At 57.9% G+C, this 20,288-nt stretch carries 18 protein-coding genes; 14 read left to right on the forward strand and 4 right to left on the reverse strand.

Annotated features, from left to right (window positions below; genetic code table 11):
• Positions 1 to 120: 120 nt before the first annotated feature.
• The 3 genes from PHA01_RS10635 to denD form a co-directional block, all read right to left on the reverse strand.
• The gene (locus tag PHA01_RS10635; protein WP_271895202.1) at positions 121 to 1,185 is read right to left on the reverse strand and encodes an ABC transporter ATP-binding protein; all 1,065 of its coding nucleotides are present in this window, start codon (positions 1,183 to 1,185) and stop codon (positions 121 to 123) included.
• A 61-nt stretch (positions 1,186 to 1,246) separates the two neighbouring features.
• Positions 1,247 to 2,020, reverse strand: coding sequence for an SDR family oxidoreductase (locus PHA01_RS10640; protein WP_271895204.1), 774 nt, complete (start codon positions 2,018 to 2,020; stop codon positions 1,247 to 1,249).
• Positions 2,017 to 3,006, reverse strand: coding sequence for a D-erythronate dehydrogenase (gene denD / locus PHA01_RS10645; RefSeq protein WP_271895206.1), 990 nt, complete (start codon positions 3,004 to 3,006; stop codon positions 2,017 to 2,019). The genes PHA01_RS10640 and denD overlap by 4 nt, the downstream gene beginning before the upstream one ends.
• Before the next feature lie 149 nt (positions 3,007 to 3,155).
• Between denD and PHA01_RS10650 the strand changes: the two genes are divergently transcribed.
• The 9 genes from PHA01_RS10650 (at position 3,156) to PHA01_RS10690 (ending at position 12,890) form a co-directional block, all read left to right on the forward strand.
• Positions 3,156 to 4,181, forward strand: a complete 1,026-nt coding sequence (locus PHA01_RS10650; protein WP_271895208.1) for a LacI family DNA-binding transcriptional regulator — start codon at positions 3,156 to 3,158, stop codon at positions 4,179 to 4,181.
• A 95-nt stretch (positions 4,182 to 4,276) separates the two neighbouring features.
• Positions 4,277 to 5,041: a DeoR/GlpR family DNA-binding transcription regulator gene (locus PHA01_RS10655; protein WP_112529765.1), complete on the forward strand. Its 765-nt coding sequence runs from the start codon at positions 4,277 to 4,279 to the stop codon at positions 5,039 to 5,041.
• 146 nt (positions 5,042 to 5,187) lie between these two features.
• Entirely contained in the window at positions 5,188 to 6,705 is a 1,518-nt protein-coding gene (glpD, locus tag PHA01_RS10660; protein ID WP_271895916.1) for a glycerol-3-phosphate dehydrogenase, read from the forward strand.
• A 52-nt stretch (positions 6,706 to 6,757) separates the two neighbouring features.
• A complete protein-coding gene (locus PHA01_RS10665) occupies positions 6,758 to 7,840 on the forward strand; it encodes an ABC transporter ATP-binding protein (RefSeq protein WP_271895210.1) in 1,083 nt (360 codons plus the stop codon).
• 8 nt (positions 7,841 to 7,848) lie between these two features.
• On the forward strand, positions 7,849 to 8,916 hold the full coding sequence (locus PHA01_RS10670) for an ABC transporter ATP-binding protein (RefSeq protein ID WP_271895212.1): 1,068 nt from the start codon (positions 7,849 to 7,851) through the stop codon (positions 8,914 to 8,916).
• Positions 8,917 to 8,918: 2 nt separating this feature from the next.
• On the forward strand, positions 8,919 to 9,785 hold the full coding sequence (locus PHA01_RS10675) for a carbohydrate ABC transporter permease (RefSeq protein ID WP_271895214.1): 867 nt from the start codon (positions 8,919 to 8,921) through the stop codon (positions 9,783 to 9,785).
• 1 nt (position 9,786) lies between these two features.
• A complete protein-coding gene (locus PHA01_RS10680) occupies positions 9,787 to 10,692 on the forward strand; it encodes a carbohydrate ABC transporter permease (protein ID WP_271895217.1) in 906 nt (301 codons plus the stop codon).
• Complete coding sequence (locus PHA01_RS10685) at positions 10,692 to 11,099, forward strand: DUF2160 domain-containing protein (RefSeq protein WP_271895220.1); 408 nt, start codon at positions 10,692 to 10,694, stop codon at positions 11,097 to 11,099. The genes PHA01_RS10680 and PHA01_RS10685 overlap by 1 nt, the downstream gene beginning before the upstream one ends.
• 66 nt (positions 11,100 to 11,165) lie before the next feature.
• Positions 11,166 to 12,890 carry an ABC transporter substrate-binding protein gene (locus PHA01_RS10690; RefSeq protein WP_271895223.1) on the forward strand — a complete coding sequence of 575 codons (1,725 nt, stop codon included), beginning with the start codon at positions 11,166 to 11,168 and terminating at the stop codon, positions 12,888 to 12,890.
• A gap of 54 nt (positions 12,891 to 12,944) precedes the next feature.
• On the opposite strand, the gene PHA01_RS10695 is transcribed toward PHA01_RS10690, so the two are convergent.
• Positions 12,945 to 14,111 (reverse strand): dihydrodipicolinate synthase family protein, encoded by a 1,167-nt coding sequence (locus tag PHA01_RS10695; RefSeq protein WP_271895226.1) that lies wholly within the window; start codon positions 14,109 to 14,111, stop codon positions 12,945 to 12,947.
• Positions 14,112 to 14,285: 174 nt separating this feature from the next.
• On the opposite strand from PHA01_RS10695, the gene PHA01_RS10700 reads away from it, so the two are divergent.
• Genes PHA01_RS10700 through PHA01_RS10720 form a run of 5 tightly spaced genes read left to right on the forward strand, consistent with a single transcriptional unit; the run spans position 14,286 to position 20,218 of the window.
• A complete protein-coding gene (locus PHA01_RS10700; protein WP_271895229.1) occupies positions 14,286 to 15,323 on the forward strand; it encodes a LacI family DNA-binding transcriptional regulator in 1,038 nt (345 codons plus the stop codon).
• Positions 15,320 to 16,321 carry a Gfo/Idh/MocA family protein gene (locus PHA01_RS10705; RefSeq protein WP_271895231.1) on the forward strand — a complete coding sequence of 334 codons (1,002 nt, stop codon included), beginning with the start codon at positions 15,320 to 15,322 and terminating at the stop codon, positions 16,319 to 16,321. The genes PHA01_RS10700 and PHA01_RS10705 overlap by 4 nt, the downstream gene beginning before the upstream one ends.
• 15 nt (positions 16,322 to 16,336) lie before the next feature.
• The gene (locus PHA01_RS10710; protein WP_271895232.1) at positions 16,337 to 17,938 is read left to right on the forward strand and encodes an acyl CoA:acetate/3-ketoacid CoA transferase; all 1,602 of its coding nucleotides are present in this window, start codon (positions 16,337 to 16,339) and stop codon (positions 17,936 to 17,938) included.
• Positions 17,931 to 18,710, forward strand: coding sequence for an enoyl-CoA hydratase/isomerase family protein (locus PHA01_RS10715; protein WP_271895233.1), 780 nt, complete (start codon positions 17,931 to 17,933; stop codon positions 18,708 to 18,710). The genes PHA01_RS10710 and PHA01_RS10715 overlap by 8 nt, the downstream gene beginning before the upstream one ends.
• A complete protein-coding gene (locus PHA01_RS10720) occupies positions 18,710 to 20,218 on the forward strand; it encodes an aldehyde dehydrogenase family protein (RefSeq protein WP_271895234.1) in 1,509 nt (502 codons plus the stop codon). The genes PHA01_RS10715 and PHA01_RS10720 overlap by 1 nt, the downstream gene beginning before the upstream one ends.
• Positions 20,219 to 20,288 lie beyond the last annotated feature (70 nt).

Consider the following 20,288-nt stretch of genomic DNA (forward strand, 5'->3'; position numbering starts at 1 on the left):
TCCTCCATTTAACGACCGGATAAACTAGAAAGGCTTGTTCAAAATGCTCCCGCATTCCGGGCCTGGTTGCGGGGAATCGTATCCGGCATCTGCACCCCGACTGGCAGATGCCGTTTAGCTTTAGGCCAAGCGCTTGCCCGTCTCTGCATCGAACAGATATGTCGCCTCCGCGTGGATCGACAGGCCGACAGTTTCGCCGGGTTTCGCACTGATGCGCTGATGGAACACACCGGTAATGAGATCACCGCCAACACGCATGATCATCTGGGTTTCCGACCCGGTTGGCTCGATGACCACCACTTCGGCCGGGATACCGCCATTTGCAATTGTCATGTGTTCGGGGCGTAGACCATAGATCAGCGCGCGGCCCTTGGCGCTTTCCGGTGCCTTCACTACAGGCAGGACGATGCCCTTTTCCGTCGTAAATTTCTGCCCATCGTTCGGATCAAGCTTACCCTTGATCATGTTCATCGCCGGCGAGCCGATGAAGCTTGCCACGAAAAGATTGGCTGGCTGGTCATAAAGCTCGAGCGGTGCGCCGATCTGTTCGACCAGGCCGTCATGCATCACCACGATCTTGTCGGCCATGGTCATGGCTTCGATCTGGTCATGCGTGACATAGACGGTGGTTGTTTTCAGGCGCTGGTGCAATTCCTTGATTTCCGCGCGCATGGCGACGCGCAGCTTGGCATCGAGGTTGGATAGCGGCTCATCGAACAGGAAGACCTGCGGATCGCGCACGATGGCGCGGCCCATGGCAACGCGCTGGCGCTGACCGCCGGAGAGCTGGCGTGGAAAGCGGTCGAGCAGCGGCGAGAGTCCCAGGATCTCCGCTGCGGGCTTCACACGCTTGTCGACCTCCGACTTTGGCGCTCCCTTCAGCTTCAGGGAAAAGGCCATATTGTCGGCGACGGTCATATGCGGATAGAGCGCATAGTTCTGAAACACCATGGCAATATCACGCTCTTTCGGCGCGAGGTTGTTGACCACCTTTCCGCCGATCTTGATCTCGCCCGCAGAGATGTTCTCAAGCCCCGCCAGCATGCGCAGCAATGTGGACTTGCCGCAGCCGGAAGGCCCGACGAGAATGACGAATTCGCCGTCGGCGATCTCGATATCTACACCCTTGATAACCGGGTGTGTCCCGAATGATTTTCGTACATTGGCGAATTCAACCGATGCCATGCCTTCTCCTCCAAAATTCTGTGAGACAACGTTTTTCGAAAAATCGCTGTCGAAATATGTTTTAGCCGCGTCCGACGAGCGGCATCTTCGTCGCCATGATCGTCATCGTCAGCACATTGGCCTCCAACGGCAAGCTGGCCATATGCACTACCGCATCGCCGATATAATGCGCCGGTATGGTTGGCTCGCTGGCGGTTTCGCCATTGGCTTGTAACACGCCGGTTGCCATCTTCGATGTCATCTCGGTTGTGGCATTGCCGATATCGATCTGACCGCAGGCAATGTCGAATGGTCTGCCGTCCAGCGCTGTCGACTTGGTCAGGCCGGTAACGGCATGTTTCGTTGCCGTATAGGGCGCGGAATTCGGCCGCGGCGTCTGTGCCGAAATCGAGCCATTGTTGATGATGCGTCCACCACGTGGTGTTTGCGCTTTCATCAATTTCATTGCCTGTTGAGTACACAGGAAAACACCGGTGAGATTGGCGCCGACAATCGAATTCCAATGATCGAAGGTCAGTTCTTCCATCGGGATATTCGGAACATTGACCCCTGCATTGTTGATGAGCAGGTCGAGCCGCCCGAACCCGGATTTGATTGCTTCAAAAAGCGCCGCGACCGATTTCGGATCGCTGACATCCGCAGAAATGGCTTTTACGGTGCCGCCTGTTTCGGTCCCCAATGCCCTGGCGGCATCCTCCAGTACATCCTTGCGGCGACCGGAAATCACGACCGTATAACCTGCGCCAAGCAGCGCCGTGGTAATCGCCTTGCCCACGCCGGTGCCGCCGCCAGTAACCAGCGCGATCTTGCCTTTGCCTGAATCCTCTTTACTCATGCCGCAACGTTCCCGCCGAGTTCATCTTCGATATGTACCTTGATGATATCGTCAAAGACAGTTTCTGCTTTGAAGCCAAGCTTCGCCGCACGCGTGGTGTCGAAATCCGTCGCCCAACCGGAGACGATTTTCTGGATTGTTGCATCGGGTTGGCGGCGGATCAGCTTGACCGCCTTGTCACCGGCCACGCGGCGCAGCGCGGCGATTTCCTCGCCGACGAGCGCCGAAAGCCCGGGCATGGAAAGATTGCGGCGTGCACCGACCTTGTCGAGATCGAGCGTGGCGGCGTGGATGAAGAACCCGACGGCAGCGCGCGGACTGGCAAACCAGTGGCGTACACTCTCATCGACCGGAAGTATTGCTTCCTGGCCTACCAAGGGTTCGCGCAGAATATTGGAAAAGAAACCGGACGCCGCCTTGTTGGGCTTGCCCGGACGAATGCAGATAGTCGGCAAACGAATGCCGATCCCGTCGAAGAAACCACGGCGGCTGTAGTCCGACAGAAGCAGTTCGGAAATCGCCTTCTGCGTGCCGTAGCTTGTCAGTGGGGTTGTGAAAAACTCGTCGCCGATCTTCTCCGGAAACGGCGTTCCGAACACGGCGATCGATGAGGCAAATACCACGCGGGGCTTGTAGGGAGCATTTCGGCTTTCCAGCCGGATCGCCTCGAACAGCGCGCGCGTGCCGTCGAGATTGACTTTGTAGCCTTTCTCGAAGTCGGCTTCGGCTTCACCTGAGACGATGGCGGCGAGATGGAAGATCATGTCCGGACGGCTTGCGATCAATGATTCCGCGACGCCAGCGTCCGAGAGGTCTGCCGCCTTGGTCACGGAAATGTCAGCAAAGGATCCGGGCGCGGCCGGTTCGATGACGTCGACCAGTGTCAGCCTGTCGATGTCTCCGCCCAAAGAGCCGGGCTCTGCAGCGATCCTGTCGAGCAATTTGCGGCCAACCATTCCGGCTGCACCGATCACCAAAACATGCATACGAAGAAGTCCTCCCTGCGAGCCCCTCCCGGGCTCGTCGCACTAATATATAAGAACGTGGCGCAAAGTTATGCACACTGACTAGCATTCATCAAGCCTTTTATGGTAGCGCTGTCATAAATCTTGTCAATCGCACTGGATTGGTGCCTATGCCGCGCAAACGCAACGCTCACCGAAGTCCCGAAATGCCGACGCTTGCCGATGTTGCGCGGCTTGCGGGCGTGAGCGAAATCACGGCGTCACGCGTTGTCCGTGCACAAGGCCCGATCGCCGATGCAACCAGAGCGCGTGTGCTGACGGCCATTACCGAGCTTGGTTATATTCCGAACCGTGCTGCTGGTAGCCTTGCTTCTGCAGGATCGACTTTGATGAGCGTGCTGCTGCCATCGCTCTCCAACATCGTCTTTCCCGATGTGCTGCGCGGCATCCACACGGCGCTCACCGAAACGGCGTTTCAGCCCGTGATCGGTGTCACGGACTATGATCCGCTGATCGAAGAGCGGATTCTCGTCTCCTTTCTTGCATGGCAGCCAGCAGCGGTGATCCTCGCCGGCCTGCATCACACGCCGACCGCGCGCCGGCATCTCGAGCATGGTCGCTTCCGGGTCGCCGAGCTGATGGACATCGATGGAGAGCCTGTGGACATTGCCGTTGGCATGTCGCATCGCCAGGCTGGCTATGAAACCGGAAAACATCTCATCCAGCGCGGCTATCGCCGCTTTGGCTATGCCAGGCACAATGTAACGACAGACGATCGCGCCAGTGCCCGTTATGAAGGGCTTTGTTGGGCATTGCATGAGGCTGGCTTGTCTCTTGTTGCAGAGCATTGTTATCCCGACGCGAGTTCGACCAAGGCAGGGCGCGACGCGCTGGCGATACTTCTCGCCGCCCATCCTGGCCTGGACGTTGTCGTATTCCCGAATGACGATATGGCGATGGGCGGCATTTTTCACTGTATGCATGCGGGAATCGCAGTGAAGGAGAAGCTCGGTATATTCGGTTTCAACGGGCTGGATATCGGCCAGGCCATGCCAATGCCTCTTTCAACGATCCTGTCGAAGCGCTTTCTGATTGGAAAAACCGCGGCCGAAAAATTGCTTGAAAGCCGCGAGCGGCCCCCCGAAAAGACCATCATCAATACCGGATTCGATATCATCGAGGGCGCAACGGCATAGGGAAATGAGCCGGGTTCGTTTGTCCATAGATTGACACGAGCTTTCATTTTCGTTTTCGTATAGACTGCGGAAAAACGAAAATGAAAGCACAGGCCATGTTTCTCGCTCCCAGGCACGCCGAAATTCTGGAAATGGCCAAGGAGCACGGACGCGTTCTCGTGGACGATCTCGCCGTTCATTTCAATGTCACACCGCAAACCATTCGCAAGGATCTCAACGACCTGTGTGACCAGCGCCTGCTCAACCGTATCCACGGCGGCGCACTGTTTCCCTCCGGCGTGCAGAATTTGGAATATGAGGCGAGGCGTTTGATTGCTGCGAGCGAAAAGGAAGCGATTGGCCGCGCCGCGGCCGATCTCATCCCCGACAATGCCTCTCTATTTGTCAACATCGGCACCACCACGGAAGCGGTCGGCCAAGCCCTGCTCGATCGCAAGGGTCTGATGATAATCACAAATAATATCAATGTTGCCAATAAGTTGCGTATTTACCCGGACATTGAGGTGGTTATCGCAGGCGGTGTCGTCCGTGGGTCGGACGGTGGTATCGTCGGCGAAGCGGCGGTCGATTTTATCCGTCAGTTCAAGGTGGATTTCGCCGTCATCGGGACGTCCGCCATTGACAGCGATGGAGCGCTGCTTGATTTCGATTTCCGCGAGGTCAAGGTGGCGCAAGCAATCATGGCCAATGCACGCCATGTAATCCTCGTCTCCGATTCAACCAAATTCGAGCGCACGGCACCCGTTCGCATCGGCCATCTTTCTCAGGTCCACACCTTCATTACAGATCGTTGCGAGAGTGAAGCAATCCGCCAGATTTGCGTCGATGCGGACGTTCGGCTCATCGAAACTTCGATTTGACAATGCTCTTGTGCGGCGCAGCCATGCGCGGTATAGTTCCTTTTAGTTTCGTATTGGTTTCGTAATGCTTCCGTATATCTTTCGCAATTGCGAAGAAATGGTGCGCTGCGAAATGGGGAGCGCAGGGATTGTCTAATCTGGTCGACATGGTCTACGACATTTTTGTCATCGGCGGCGGCATCAATGGATGCGGCATTGCGCGCGATGCTGTCGGCCGTGGCTTTTCGGTCTTCCTTGCAGAGATGAGCGATCTCGCCAGCGGTACATCCTCCGGTTCGACCAAACTCATCCATGGCGGTTTGCGCTATCTGGAATATTACGAATTCCGGCTGGTGCGCGAATCGCTGATGGAGCGCGAAGTTCTATGGGCCAGCGCGCCGCATATTATCTGGCCGCTGCGTTTTGTTCTTCCGCATCATGCGGGGTTGCGTCCAGCATGGCTCTTGCGGCTCGGACTTTTTCTTTACGATCATATTGGCGGGCGCAAGAAGCTTCCGGCCACACGCACGCTGGACATGACGCGCGATCCGGCAGCCAAGCCGCTGAAGTCGCTCTATACAAAAGCCTTCGAATATTCCGACTGCTGGGTCAACGATGCGCGGCTGGTTGCGCTCAATGCCCGTGACGCGGCCGATCGTGGCGCGGTCATTCGCACACGTACGAAAGTTGTCAGTGCCCGCCGCGATGCGGATCACTGGACGCTGACGCTGCAGGACGGATTGACGGGCGCCACGGAAGAAGTCCGCTCGCGTCTTCTGGTCAATGCCGCAGGTCCATGGGTCGATGAGGTGTTGACCGGAGTCGTCGGCAGCAATAATGCGCACAACGTTCGCCTCGTGCAGGGCAGCCACATCGTTGTCAAGAAGAAGTTCGACGATCCGCGCGCCTATTTCTTCCAGAACACCGACGGGCGTATCATTTTCGCCATTCCCTACGAGCAGGATTTCACCCTCATAGGCACCACCGATCAGGACTATCACGGCAATCCGGCCGTGGTGAAAATCAGCGATGCCGAGATCGACTATCTCTGCGCTGCCGCCAGCGAATATTTTGTCGAGCCAGTGAAGCGCGACCAGGTCGTCTGGACGTATTCGGGCGTGCGCCCGCTCTACGATGACGGTGCCTCGAAGGCACAGGAAGCAACGCGCGACTATGTGTTGAAGACTGACGCGCCGGAAGGCCAGGCGCCGCTGCTCAATATATTTGGCGGCAAGATCACCACCTTCAGGCGCTTGTCCGAACATATGCTGGAAAAGATCGAAGACCAGCTTGGCAAGCGCGGCAAGCCTTGGACAGCGACCGGAACACTACCGGGCGGCGACTTTGCGGTCACCGCCTTTGATGCGGAACTGCAGAAGCTCAAAGCCGATTATGCATTTCTCGACCCACGCCATGCGCATCGCCTGTTCCGGCTCTACGGTACGAAGGCACGCATATTGCTGGGCAAAGCCGCTTCTATCGCCGATCTCGGCAGGCATTTCGGCTCTGACCTCTACGAAGCCGAGGTGCGCTATCAGATCGAACATGAATGGGCGGTGACGGCTCAGGATGTCCTCTGGCGTCGGACAAAGAAGGGTTTGCATTTGAGCGCTGATGAGGCAGCTGCGCTCGACCGATTCATGGAAAATGCAGTCGATAGACGGCGCCAGATAGCGGCGGAATAGAATTAAGTGACACGGTGCGGACAGGTCTGCACTGTCTCTGGGAGGAGTTGGAATGTTGGAACTGCGGAATGTATCCAAGGTAGTGGGCGGAAAACCCCATCTCAGCGATATATCGCTGACTTTGGAACATGCGACGCTGAATGTCCTGCTCGGGCCGACCCTGTCCGGCAAGACCAGCCTCATGCGCATCATGGCAGGACTGGATGTGCCGACCTCCGGGTCTGTCTGGTTCGACGGCAAGGACGTGACCGGCGTGCCGGTACAGAAGCGCTCGGTCGCCATGGTCTATCAGCAGTTCATCAATTACCCGGCGTTCACGGTATACGAGAACATCGCTTCGCCGATGCGCGTGGCTGGTGCCGACAAAGCGACAATCGACCGCGAAGTGCGCAAGGCAGCCGAGATGCTGAAGCTCACGCCCTTCCTCGATCGCACGCCGCTCAATCTTTCCGGCGGTCAGCAGCAGCGCACTGCGCTGGCACGCGCTATCGTGAAGAATGCCAAGCTGGTTCTGCTCGATGAACCTCTTGCCAATCTCGATTACAAGCTGCGCGAGGAACTGCGTCAGGAATTGCCGAGGATTTTCGCCGAATCCGGTACGATCTTCGTCTATGCCACGACCGAGCCACATGAAGCCCTGCTGCTTGGTGGCAACACGGCGACATTGTCCGAAGGCCGCATCACCCAGTTCGGGCCGACCATAGATGTCTTCCGCAAGCCCGATGACCTGATAACCGCGCAGACCTTTGCCGATCCGCCGCTCAACACGATTGCGCTGGCGAAGTTTGGTAAAGCATTTCAGCTCGACGGCGGGGTTGCGCTACCGGTACCGGCGCATCTCGCGGAGTTCGCCGACGGTACTTATACGATCGGTTTCCAGCCGCATCATGTGAATACGACCCGCAGGAATCCTGACGAGATCGGCCTCAAAGCCACGGTTACGGCCACCGAGATCACAGGTTCTGAAAGCTTTGTTCACCTTTCCTTCGCCGATGCGCGTTGGACGATGCTGACGCATGGCATCCATATCTATGCGCCCGATGAGGAGATCGACATCTTCATCGACCCGCGCAATCTGGTGATTTTCGACGCGAGCGGCAATTCCGTCAGCCGCCGCCAGAAGCTGGCGGCATAGGGGGAACCATGGCACGCATCGACCTCAACCATATCCGCCACGCCTACGGTCCCAACCCGAAGTCGGACAAGGACTACGCGCTGAAGGAAGTCCATCACAGCTGGGAAGACGGTGGTGCCTATGCGCTGCTTGGACCGTCCGGTTGCGGCAAGACCACGCTCTTGAACATCATATCCGGGTTGATCCATCCCTCGCACGGGCAATTGCTGTTCGACGGCGTCGACGTGACCAACCTGTCGACGCAGGAACGCAACATCGCGCAGGTGTTCCAGTTCCCGGTCATCTACGACACGATGACTGTTTACGACAATCTCGCCTTTCCCTTGCGCAATCGCGGCGTCCCGGAAGCGGAAATCGACCGCAAGGTGCGCGAGACGCTGGAGATGATCGACCTTGCCAGCTGGGCCAAGAAGAAGGCACGCGGCCTTACCGCCGACCAGAAACAGAAGATTTCGCTCGGCCGCGGTCTCGTCCGGTCCGACGTCAATGCGATCCTTTTCGACGAACCGCTAACCGTCATCGATCCGCACATGAAATGGGTGCTGCGCTCGCAATTGAAGCAGCTGCATCAGCGCTTCGGCTACACGATGGTCTATGTCACGCACGACCAGACGGAAGCGCTGACCTTCGCCCAGAAAGTCGTCGTCATGTATGACGGCGAGATCGTGCAGATCGGCACGCCGGAAGAATTGTTCGAGCGGCCGAAGCACACCTTCGTCGGGTATTTCATCGGCTCGCCCGGCATGAACGTCATGCCCGTGGAACTTTCCGGCGGGATCGCGCAGATCGGCAGCCATCAGATCGAGTTGCCTTCGCCGGTGATGCCCGCCAATGCGAAGATCATCGAACTTGGCATCCGTCCGGAATATGTGCGGCTCGGGCGCACGGGGATGCCGGTAAAAATTGCCAAGGTCGAGGATATCGGCCGGCACAAGATCGTCCGGACCCGTCTCGAAAACCAGGACATCGCCATCATTGTCGAGGAGGGCGGGGATATCCCGGCTGAACCGCACATCGCCTTCGATCCGAAGGGCATCAACATCTATGCCGATAGCTGGCGCGTGGGGGGGCAGTAGCCATGGAGAAAACCTGGAATAACAAAGCCTGGTTCATGGTCCTGCCCGTACTGCTGCTCGTGGCTTTTTCAGCCGTTGTCCCGCTGATGACCGTGGTCAATTACTCGGTGCAGGATACTTTCGGCAACAATCAGTTTTTCTGGGCCGGAACCGACTGGTTTGACGAAATCCTCCACTCCGAACGCTTTCACGCGGCGCTCGGGCGCAATCTCATCTTCTCCTTTATCATCCTTGCTATCGAGATCCCGCTGGGCATCATCATTGCGCTCAATATGCCGCGCAAGGGCTGGGGCGTTCCCGTCTGCCTGGTCCTGATGGCACTTCCGCTCCTCATCCCGTGGAACGTAGTCGGCACGATCTGGCAGGTCTTCGGCCGCACCGACATCGGTCTGCTCGGCCATACGCTGGAAAGGCTTGGCATCCACTATAATTATGTCCAGAACCCGATGCACGCATGGGTCACCGTTATCATCATGGATATCTGGCATTGGACGAGCCTCGTCGTGCTTCTTTGCTATGCCGGTCTTGTATCCATTCCCGATGCGTTCTATCAGGCGGCCAAGATCGACGGTGCCTCACGCTGGGCGGTATTCCGTTATATCCAGTTGCCGAAGATGAACCGCGTGCTTCTGATCGCCGTACTTCTGCGCTTCATGGACAGTTTCATGATCTACACCGAGCCCTTCGTCGTCACCGGCGGTGGACCGGGCAATTCGACGACGTTCCTGTCGATCGATCTCGTCAAGATGGCGGTCGGCCAGTTCGACCTGGGGCCTGCCGCGGCCATGTCGATCATCTACTTCCTGATCATTCTCTTGCTGTCATGGGTCTTCTACACCGTCATGACCAATTACGATGCGGAGCGCTGATATGAGCGTGCAGAACGACACACTTGCACGAACGAGTGGGCGGCCCGAAGCCGAACAGCGCCAGATCGACAAGGCGCTGGCCCGACGCATGCGCAAGCGCGGCGACGAATCCAGATTCTGGTGGCTGATCCCGACGCTGTACATCATCTTTTTGATGCTGCCGATCTACTGGCTTATCAATATGAGCTTCAAGACCAATCAGGAAATCCTCGGCGCTTTCTCGCTGTGGCCGCAGAACCCGACTTTGAATAATTATGCGGTCATCTTCACCGATCCATCCTGGTACAAGGGTTATATCAATTCCATCATCTATGTGGTGATGAATACGGTGATCTCGGTGCTGGTGGCGCTGCCTGCAGCCTATGCCTTCTCGCGTTACCGGTTCCTCGGCGACAAGCATTTGTTCTTTTGGCTGCTGACCAACCGTATGGCACCGCCCGCCGTATTTGCGTTGCCGTTCTTCCAGCTCTATTCGGCCTTTGGCCTGATCGACACGCATATCGCCGTCGCGCTGGCACATTGCCTGTTCAATGTCCCGCTCGCCGTGTGGATCCTCGAAGGTTTCATGTCCGGGGTCCCCAAGGAGATTGATGAAACGGCGTATATCGATGGATACTCATTCCCGCGTTTCTTCGTGAAGATATTCGTACCTCTCATCGCCAGCGGCATCGGCGTTGCTGCCTTCTTCTGCTTCATGTTCTCATGGGTGGAACTGCTGATTGCCAGAACCTTGACGACGACTGCTGCCAAGCCGATCGCTGCCATCATGACCCGCACGGTTTCGGCTTCCGGCATGGATTGGGGCGTTCTGGCTGCGGCCGGTGTGCTGACCATCATCCCGGGCGCCATCGTTATTTACTTCGTCCGCAACTACATCGCCAAGGGCTTCGCCCTGGGGAGGGTATAATGGAAACGACTAGGCGTTGGCCTGTAGTGCTGGGGGCAGTCGTCGCCGCTTTTGCAATCATGGTCGGGCTGCTCGTGGGAGCGGTCCCTTTCAAGGATGGTGCGCGTGACTGGTTCGCTCCACTGATCAAAGGTGGTTGGATGGCTTGGACCTTCCCCACGGCACTGTTTTTCTTGACTATTTTCTTTCTGATGTCGCTGATGGCCGTATGGGAATATGCCTCGCCGGGCGGTAATCCGCGTGTCGGCATCCTGCGCTTTGAAACCACGCGCGGCGACCGGTTGTTCGTGTCGCTGCTCGGCAGCGCCTTCATTCATCTCGCCTGGCTTGGACTTGTCGGTCCGAACCTCTGGTGGGCTTTGGCTTTATCCGTGGTCTACGCCATCGGCGTATTCCGCTTCGTTTAGAAATTAAGTGTAGGGCATCCCGCCCCGCACTTGACGATGCAATCGCAACTCTGGGAGGACAATACTATGCGAACGCGAATTTTAACGACAACGACAGCCTTGGCGCTGCTGTTCGGTGCAGGCAGTGCCTGGGCCGGAATGGACGAAGCCAAGGCATTCCTTGACAAGGAGATCGGCGACATGTCGACCCTCGACAGGGCGGCACAGGAAAAGGAAATGCAGTGGTTTGTCGATGCAGCGAAGCCTTTCGCCGGCATGGACATCAAGGTGGTTTCCGAAACCATCACCACGCATGATTACGAGTCCAAGACACTCGCCAAGGCATTCACCGATATCACCGGCATCAAGGTCACCCATGACCTGATCGGTGAAGGTGACGTGGTGGAAAAGCTGCAGACGCAGATGCAGTCGGGCGAAAACATCTATGATGCCTATATCAACGATAGCGATCTGATTGGTACGCATTGGCGCTATCAGCAGGCGCGCAACCTGACCGACTGGATGGCCAAAGAAGGTAAGGACGTCACCAATCCGGGCATCGACGTCGATGATTTCATCGGCAAATCGTTCACCACAGCACCGGATGGCAAGCTTTATCAATTGCCCGACCAGCAGTTCGCCAACCTCTACTGGTTCCGCTATGACTGGTTCAACGACGAGAAGAACAAGGCGGATTTCAAGGCGAAATACGGCTATGACCTCGGCGTACCGGTCAATTGGTCAGCTTACGAGGATATCGCCGAGTTCTTCACCGGCCGGGAAATCGATGGCAAGAAGGTCTTCGGCCATATGGACTATGGCAAGAAGGACCCATCGCTCGGCTGGCGCTTTACCGATGCGTGGCTTTCCATGGCCGGCAATGGCGACAAGGGTATCCCGAATGGTCTGCCAGTCGATGAATGGGGCATCAAGGTCAACGAAAAGTCACAGCCGGTTGGCTCGTGCGTCGCTCGCGGCGGTGATACCAATGGCCCGGCCTCGGTATACTCGATCCAGAAATATCTCGATTGGCTGAAGGCCTATGCTCCGCCGGAAGCTCAGGGCATGACCTTCTCCGAATCCGGGCCGATCCCTGCGCAAGGCAATGTCGCCCAGCAGATCTTCTGGTACACGGCCTTCACCGCAGACAGCGTCAAGGACGGACTACCGGTCGTCAATGCCGACGGTACGCCGAAATGGCGCATGGCCCCAAGCCCGCATGGCGTTTACTGGAAAGACGGCATGAAGCTTGGTTATCAGGATGCGGGTTCCTGGACGCTGCTGAAGTCCACTCCGGACGATCGGGCCAAGGCTGCCTGGCTCTATGCCCAGTTCGTGACTTCGAAGACTGTCGACGTGAAGAAGAGCCATGTTGGTCTTACCTTCATTCGCCAGTCCACGCTCGATCACAAGAGCTTCACCGACCGTGCGCCAAAACTCGGCGGTCTGGTCGAGTTCTATCGCTCGCCAGCACGCCTGCAATGGTCGCCGACGGGTACCAACGTTCCGGATTATCCGAAGCTGGCTCAGCTCTGGTGGCAGGCGATCGGCGATGCGTCTTCCGGTGCGAAATCCGCACAGGAAGCCATGGACTCGCTATGTTCAGAACAGGAGAAGGTTCTCGGACGCCTCGAAAAGTCAGGCGTGCAGGGTGATATCGGTCCGAAACTGGCCGAAGAACATGACCTTGCCTACTGGAATGCCGATGCCGTCAAAAACGGCCATCTGGCACCCCAGTTGAAGATCGAGAACGAAAAGGAAAAGCCCCAGACCGTCAACTACGATGAGCTGGTCAAGAGCTGGAGCAAGTAAGTTCCACGCGTTTTGGTGGGGGGAGGGGTGGCGCTTCGGCGCTGCCCCTTTTTTCTAGCAGATCCCATAAATCTGCAGAAGGCCCTTCATGCGGCTAACCGCAAGCTCCGGCTTGTCCAGGACATTGGCCTGGTCAGCAAGCCGGAAGACTTCCGCGTAGTGGACAATGCCGCGGGCGGACTGCATGCCGGCCGGCATGGTGAAGTGGCTTTGATGGCCGTTGAGCCAGGCGAGGAATACCACCCCGGCCTTGTAGTATTGAGTAGGCGCCTCGAAAATCTTGCGCGACAGCGGTATGGTCGGCTCGATGACGTCGCGGAAGGCCTGCGTTTCGCCTTTCGCAAGTTGCGCCAAGGCCTTGGACGCCGAGGGTGCAACCGCATCGAAGATGCCCAGCAGCGCATGGCTGTAGCGTTCGCCGTCGCCTTCGATCAGTTCGGCATAGTTGAAATCATCGCCGGTGAAGCAAAGCACGCCTTCCGGTAACCGCTTGCGCAGTTCGATTTCTTTGGCGTTGTCCAGCAGCGAAATCTTGATGCCTTCGACCTTCTTTTTATTATCACTAATGATCGCGAGCACCGTTTCAAGTGCCTGTTCGAAGGAGGATGAACCCCAGTATCCCGCGAGCTGCGGGTCGAACATGTCTCCAAGCCAATGCAGGACGACCCTGTTGCCGGTCTGGCGCAGGATCTCGCCATAGACCATGCGGTAGTCGTCCGCTGTACGGGCAACGCGGGCCAGCGCACGGCTCGCCATCATTACGGCACGTCCGCCCTCGACTTCGACAAACCCAATCTGCGTCTCATAGGCATCGATCACGTCGTGGAGGCTCCTGGCATCCTCCGGTGCCAGTTGATCGGTACCGGCGCCGCAGGCAAGGTCCGCTCCATCAAAAGTTCGCGCCTCGGCCAGCGATCGCCGGATCAGTTCCTGTGCACCTGTCCAATCAACGCCCATGCCGCGCTGCGCTGTATCCATGGCTTCAGCGATTTTGAAACCAAGCGACCAGAGGTGATGGCGAAACGCCATGGTTGCATCCCAATCGATTGCAGGTTTGCCCCAAGGCTGAGCGTCCCCCAGCGGGTCGGACACCACATGGGCGGCCGCATAGGCGAACCGATTGAATGTTGGAGGGCGCGAAGGCAGGGCAATCGGAACGCCGCTCAAAACGTAGTCGACGGTCGTCCCACTTCCATTCGGCAATTGGATTTTGAGGGTCATTCTGCGTTGCTCCCAGATCAAGCGGTCTCTTTTAATTTGGAACGTTCCAAAAAACAAGCGACAATTTAATGACACCAGAAATCAATAATATCCCATAGTAGCGCCTCGTAGTAATAAAAGCACTTGACGAATTTGGAACGTTCCAATTATATAAGGACCGATGGAGGATTTTCGTTGAACAAAACCCGGACCAGCATTGTGGATATTGCGCACGCCGCCGGCGTGTCGAAATCCACTGTCTCATTGGTCCTGCAGGGCAGTCCGCTCGTCAATGAAAAAACCCGCGAAAAGGTCAATGCGCTGATCGGCGATCTTGGCTATGTCTATAATCGCGGCGCTGCAAACTTGCGGCAGTCGAAATCGAAAATCATCGGCATTGTAGTCAATGATCTCACCAACAGTTTCTTCGCCGAGCTTGCTGTTGGTATGGATATGATGGTCCAGTCTGCGGGCTACGTGCAGTTCCTGGCCCATAGCGGCGAGAGTGTCGATCGCCAGCGCGAAGTCATTTCCTCTATGCGCGAGAATGGGATTGCCGGGCTGATCCTGTCACCGGCGCGTGGTACGAAAGCCAGCGATATCAAGCCGCTCGCTGATAGCGGCATTCCTGTGGTGTTGGTCGTGCGCAATGTGCCCGGCACGAAAGTCTCGACGCTTCTTTCCGACAACTATGCCGGCGCCAAGGCTGCCATCCGCCATCTGATCTCTCTGGGCCATCGCCGGATCGCTTTTATGGGCGGTTTCGTGGATACGGCGGTTTTCGGCGAGCGGCTGCGCGGTTATCGTGATGCACTGGCTGAAGCGAACATCCCTCTCAACGAAAAATTCGTCATTCATTCCGCGCCGTCCCGCGCCGGCGGTGTCGCTGCGGTCGATCGCATGATGGATTTTGCCGAGCGCCCGACCTCTGCCCTCTGCCTCAATGATGCGGTGGCCTTTGGCGTCTGCGACGGCTTGCGTTCCAATAATATCGAGCCCGGCAAGGGTTTTGGCATCATCGGTTTCGACGATGTGATCGAGGCGAAGACGGCCGTACCTGCGCTGACCACGGTCTCGGTTGATCCGCAGGGCATGGGGCAGCGCGCGGCGCAGCTGGTCCTGAAGCAGATCAATGCCGGACAAACAGATCCGGAATCCATCGTAACATCTGTGCGCCTTGTCGTGCGCCAAAGCTGCGGTGCGCCCGTAAAACAGTGGGAGGAGTTGGCATGACACGCTGGGGACTGATCGGCGCAAGCACGATTGCGCATGAGTGGGTAATCGATGCCATCCGTGCCAGTGGCGGCGAAATCGTCGCCGTGATGAGCACGAATGAGGAGCGCGGCAAGAAATATGCAGCGGAGCACAACATCCCCAGGTCGGTGACCACGCTCGACGCGCTGGTCAGCGATCCGAATGTCGATGCCGTTTATATTTCAACGACCAACGAGTTGCATAAGGATCAGGTGCTGGCCGCTGCAAAGGCCGGCAAGCACATTCTGTGCGAGAAGCCGCTGGCAACGAGCCTTGCCGACGCGCGCGCCATGGTCGAAGCCTGCCGCACCGCCAATGTCGTTTTCGCCACTAATCATCATTTGCGCAATGCGGCCAGCCATACGGCGATGCGCGATGCCATTGCCGCTGGCAGGATTGGCACGCCGCTTGCCGCCAAGGTCTTCCATGCGGTTTATCTGCCGCCGCATTTGCAGGGCTGGCGGCTTGATCGTCCAGAGGCCGGCGGCGGGGTTATTCTCGACATAACAGTGCACGACACGGACACGCTGCGTTACGTTCTTGGCGATGATCCTGTCGAAGCCACGGCGTTCTCGCAGAAGAGCGGCTTGGCCAAGGCGGGCCTCGAGGACGCGGTCATGGGCGTCATGCGTTTCAAGTCGGGATTGATCGCTCTGTTTCATGATGGGTTCACAACCAAATACTCCGAGACCGGCTTCGAGGTGCACGGCACCGAAGGTTCGCTCGTCGGCCTTAATGTGATGTCGCAAAAGCCGATCGGCACGGTCACTCTTCGCAACAAAGACGGCGAGACTGAACTGAAGCTCGATCAGAAAAATCTCTACGAAACCGGCATTGCCAAGTTCCATGCCGCCATCGCGGGCCAAGGCAAGCCGGCAGCCAGTGGCGAAGACGGCTTGTGGTCACTGGCCGCCGGCCTCGCCGTCGCTGAAGCTGCCAGGACCGGAACTGCCCAACCGATCAATCCGGGCCTCTGAGAAAACGACTACAATATGAACAAGCACATCACCCCCGAAGAGGCCGCGAACCTCATTCCCGACGAAGCGATCGTTTCGGTCTCGTCCTCGAGCGGTCTCGGCTGTCCGGATCTGATGCTGAAAGCCATCGGCGCCCGCTTCGATGCGACCGGCCATCCGCGCGATCTGACGACACTGCATCCGATTGCGGCGGGGGATATGAGCGGCATCAAGGGTATCGACCACATCGCCAAGAAGGGCTTGCTCAAGAAGATCATCGGTGGCTCCTATCCGTCCGGTCCGTCCAGCGCCGAACCTCCGCTGATCTGGCAGATGATCGGCAATGATGAGGTAGCGGCCTACAATATTCCTTCCGGCATTCTCTTTGACATGCACCGGGAAGCGGCGGCGAAGCGCCCGGGAGTTTTCACAAAGGTCGGGCTCGATACTTTTGTCGACCCGGACCGCCAGGGCTGCGCCATGAATGCCTCTGCTGCCGAAGAGCCGGTCGTTCGCAAGATCGAGTTTGGCGGCGAGGAATGGTTGTTCTTCAAGCCGATCATTCCGCAAGTCGCGATCATTCGCGCAACCACGGCTGATGAGCGCGGCAATCTCACCTACGAACATGAAGGCGCCTATCTCGGCGGCTTCGATCAGGCGCTTGCGGTACGCAACAATGGCGGCATCGTTATCGCGCAGGTGAAACGCATCACCAAGAGCGGTTCGATGAAGCCGCACGATGTGCGCGTGCCGGGCATCCTTGTTGACTACGTCGTCGTCGATCCCGACCAGAAGCAGACAACGCAAACGCTCTACGATCCGGCTATTTCCGGCGAAATTTTCCATCCGCTGGAGGATTTCGCCCTCCCGGATTTCAATATCCAGAAAGTCATTGCGCGCCGCGTCGCAACCGAGCTCGAAGCGGGCAGTGCCGTCAATCTCGGCTTTGGTATTTCCGCCAACGTACCGCGTATTCTGCTTGAGGAGGGCTTGCACGGGGTGGTCACCTGGGTGATCGAGCAAGGCCCTGTCGGCGGTATTCCGCTTTTGGATTTCGCTTTCGGCTGCGCTTCCAACGCGGAAGCCTTTGTCCCGTCGCCGCACCAGTTTACCTATTTCCAGGGCGCGGGCTTCGATGCCTCGCTGCTGTCGTTCCTCGAGATCGACAAATCCGGCTCCGTCAACGTGTCGAAGCTGAGCTTCCGACCGCATGTGACCGCTGGCGCAGGCGGGTTTGTCGATATTACCGCACGGGCGCGCAAGATCGTGTTCTCCGGCATGTTCAATGCCGGTGCGAAGGTACATGTCGAGGATGGAAAGCTGGTCATCGAGAAGGAAGGCAAGCTGAAGAAGCTGGTCACGCAAGTCGAGCACGTAACTTTCTCCGGCCGTCGCGCCGTCGAGCAAGGCCAGGACATCACCTATGTCACCGAACGTTGCGTCATGGTCCTGAGGCCTGAGGGCGTGGTCCTGACGGAAATCGCGCCGGGCGTAGACCTCCAGTCCCACATTCTCGATCAGTCGGAATTCCCACTGGTCGTTGCCCGTGATCTCAAGCTGATGGACGCGCATCTGTTCGCGCCGGAACCCTTTGGCCTGAAACTGCCGCAGAAACCGCAAAGGACGCTCCATGGCTGACCCGCGCATCGACGTAACCTTCGCAGGCCCTGTCGCCACGATCACCGTGGCGCGTCCGGAAAAGCTCAATGCCTTCGACCTCGACATGTTGAAGGAGTTGAGCGCCGCCTGCGATACAGTGGAGGCCAACGCGCAAGTGCGGGTTGCGATCCTCACCGGCGCTGGCAAGGCATTTTCGGCAGGTGGCGATATCAAGGCTTGGGCAGCGATGACGCCGAATGAGTTCGGCCACGCCTGGGTGCGTTTCGGCCATCGTGTCTTCGAACGGCTGGCGACACTCCGTGTGCCGTTGATCGCGGCTCTTAACGGCCATGCGCTTGGCGGTGGCCTCGAATTGGCTGCTGCCGCGGATATCCGTATCGCTGAAACACAGATCAAGCTTGGGCTGCCGGAGACCGGACTTGGCATGGTGCCGGGCTGGTCCGGCACGCAGCGGCTGGTCCGGCGTTTTGGCGCGCAAGTGGTTCGCCGCATGACGCTTGGCGGCGAGATTTTCAGCGCCGGCGAGGCACAGGTGTTCGGTCTCGTCGATCATGTGGTCGAAACCGGTAGCGCGGTTTCCACAGCGCAAGCCTACGCGGAACGCATCGCCAAGCGCGGCCCGGCTGCCGTGGAGGTGGCAAAACTGATGATCGCTTCAGCCAATGGCGAAGACAATGGAACGGCGGTTGAAGCCCTAGGCTCGATCCTCGTCGCAAAAACTGCGGACCTGAAAGAAGGTGTTTCGGCCTTTGCCGAAAAGCGTGAGCCCGTGTTCAAGGGAGAATGGTAATGACAGTTCTGGTGCGGCCTCAGGCACTCGATAATTTCAAGGTGCGCGAATTCCAGATGCTGATCGACGGCCGATGGACGGATGGCGCTGAAGGCGGGGTCATCGAGCGCAAGAGCCCCGGTCATGGCGTGGTCGTCTCGCGCTACCAGGCGGGAACCAAGGCCGACGCGACACGCGCAATTACTGCCGCACGCCACGCGTTCGACAATGGGCCGTGGTCGCGCATGACCGGCGCGGAGCGTTCGAACATCCTTCTCAAGGCCGCCGATCTCATCGCATCGCGCTCCGACGAACTTGCCTATCTTGACTGCATCGAATCCGGCAAACCAATCAGCCAGGCCAAGGCCGAACTCGGTGGCGCCGTCGATATCTGGCGCTACGCGGCTGCACTTGGCCGCGACTTGCATGGCGAAAGCTATAATACGCTCGGAGATGCAACACTGGGTGTCGTCCTGCGCGAGGCGATCGGTGTCGTCTCGATCATAACGCCCTGGAATTTCCCGTTCCTTATCGTAAGCCAGAAGTTACCCTTCGCGCTCGCCGCCGGGTGCACAGCCGTGGTGAAACCATCTGAGCTGACATCCGGCTCGACGCTGGTGCTCGGTGAAATCCTCATGGAAGCCGGTGTTCCAGCTGGCGTGGTCAATATTGTCGTCGGTACGGGTGCCGAAGTTGGTGCGCCGATGACCACGCATCCGGATGTCGATATGGTCTCGTTCACCGGCTCTACCCTTGTCGGCAAGCTGACCATGGCAAATGCCGCCCAGACCCTGAAAAAGGTCTCGCTTGAACTCGGCGGCAAGAACCCGCAGATCGTGTTTCCGGATGCCAATCTCGATGATTTCATCGATGCAGCGGTGTTCGGCGCCTATTTTAACGCAGGCGAATGCTGCAATGCCGGATCCCGCCTGATCGTTCACCGCGATATCGCCGATGAGGTCGTCCAGCGTGTGGCGGCGCTTTCCGCCAAGGTCAGGGTTGGCGATCCGCTCGATCCACGCACCAAGGTTGGCGCGATCATCACGCCGGAGCACCTCGCCAAGGTTGGCGCCTATGTCCGCAACGCCGCTTCCGCGGGGGCGAATGTCAGCCATGGCGGTGAAGCGCTCGATCTGGGCATGGGACAATTCATGGCACCGACGATCCTTTCGGCCGTCCAGCCGGAGATGGCCGTGGCGCGGGAAGAGGTATTCGGACCGGTGCTGTCCGTGCTAACATTCGACACGCTGGAGGACGCCGTCCGTATCGCGAATTCCATCGACTATGGATTGTCCGCTGGCGTCTGGAGCCGCGACTTCGATACCTGCATGACAATCGGCCGTCAGGTACGTGCTGGAACTATCTGGATGAACACCTTCATGGACGGTGCGTCGGAACTACCCTTCGGCGGATACAAGCAATCCGGGCTCGGCCGTGAACTCGGCAGGCACGCGGTAGAAGACTATACGGAAACCAAAACTTTGAACATGCACATGGGTAGGCGGAAAGTAGTATGGTCAGGAGATTAAATCGATTGTAATAGCCGTTCTGCCTATTGTATGAATGCCTCAGACCTAAGGGCACCTTCGGTCGGACATG

The organism is Candidatus Phyllobacterium onerii (genome assembly GCF_028331445.1).
Lineage (GTDB): Bacteria > Pseudomonadota > Alphaproteobacteria > Rhizobiales > Rhizobiaceae > Phyllobacterium > Phyllobacterium onerii.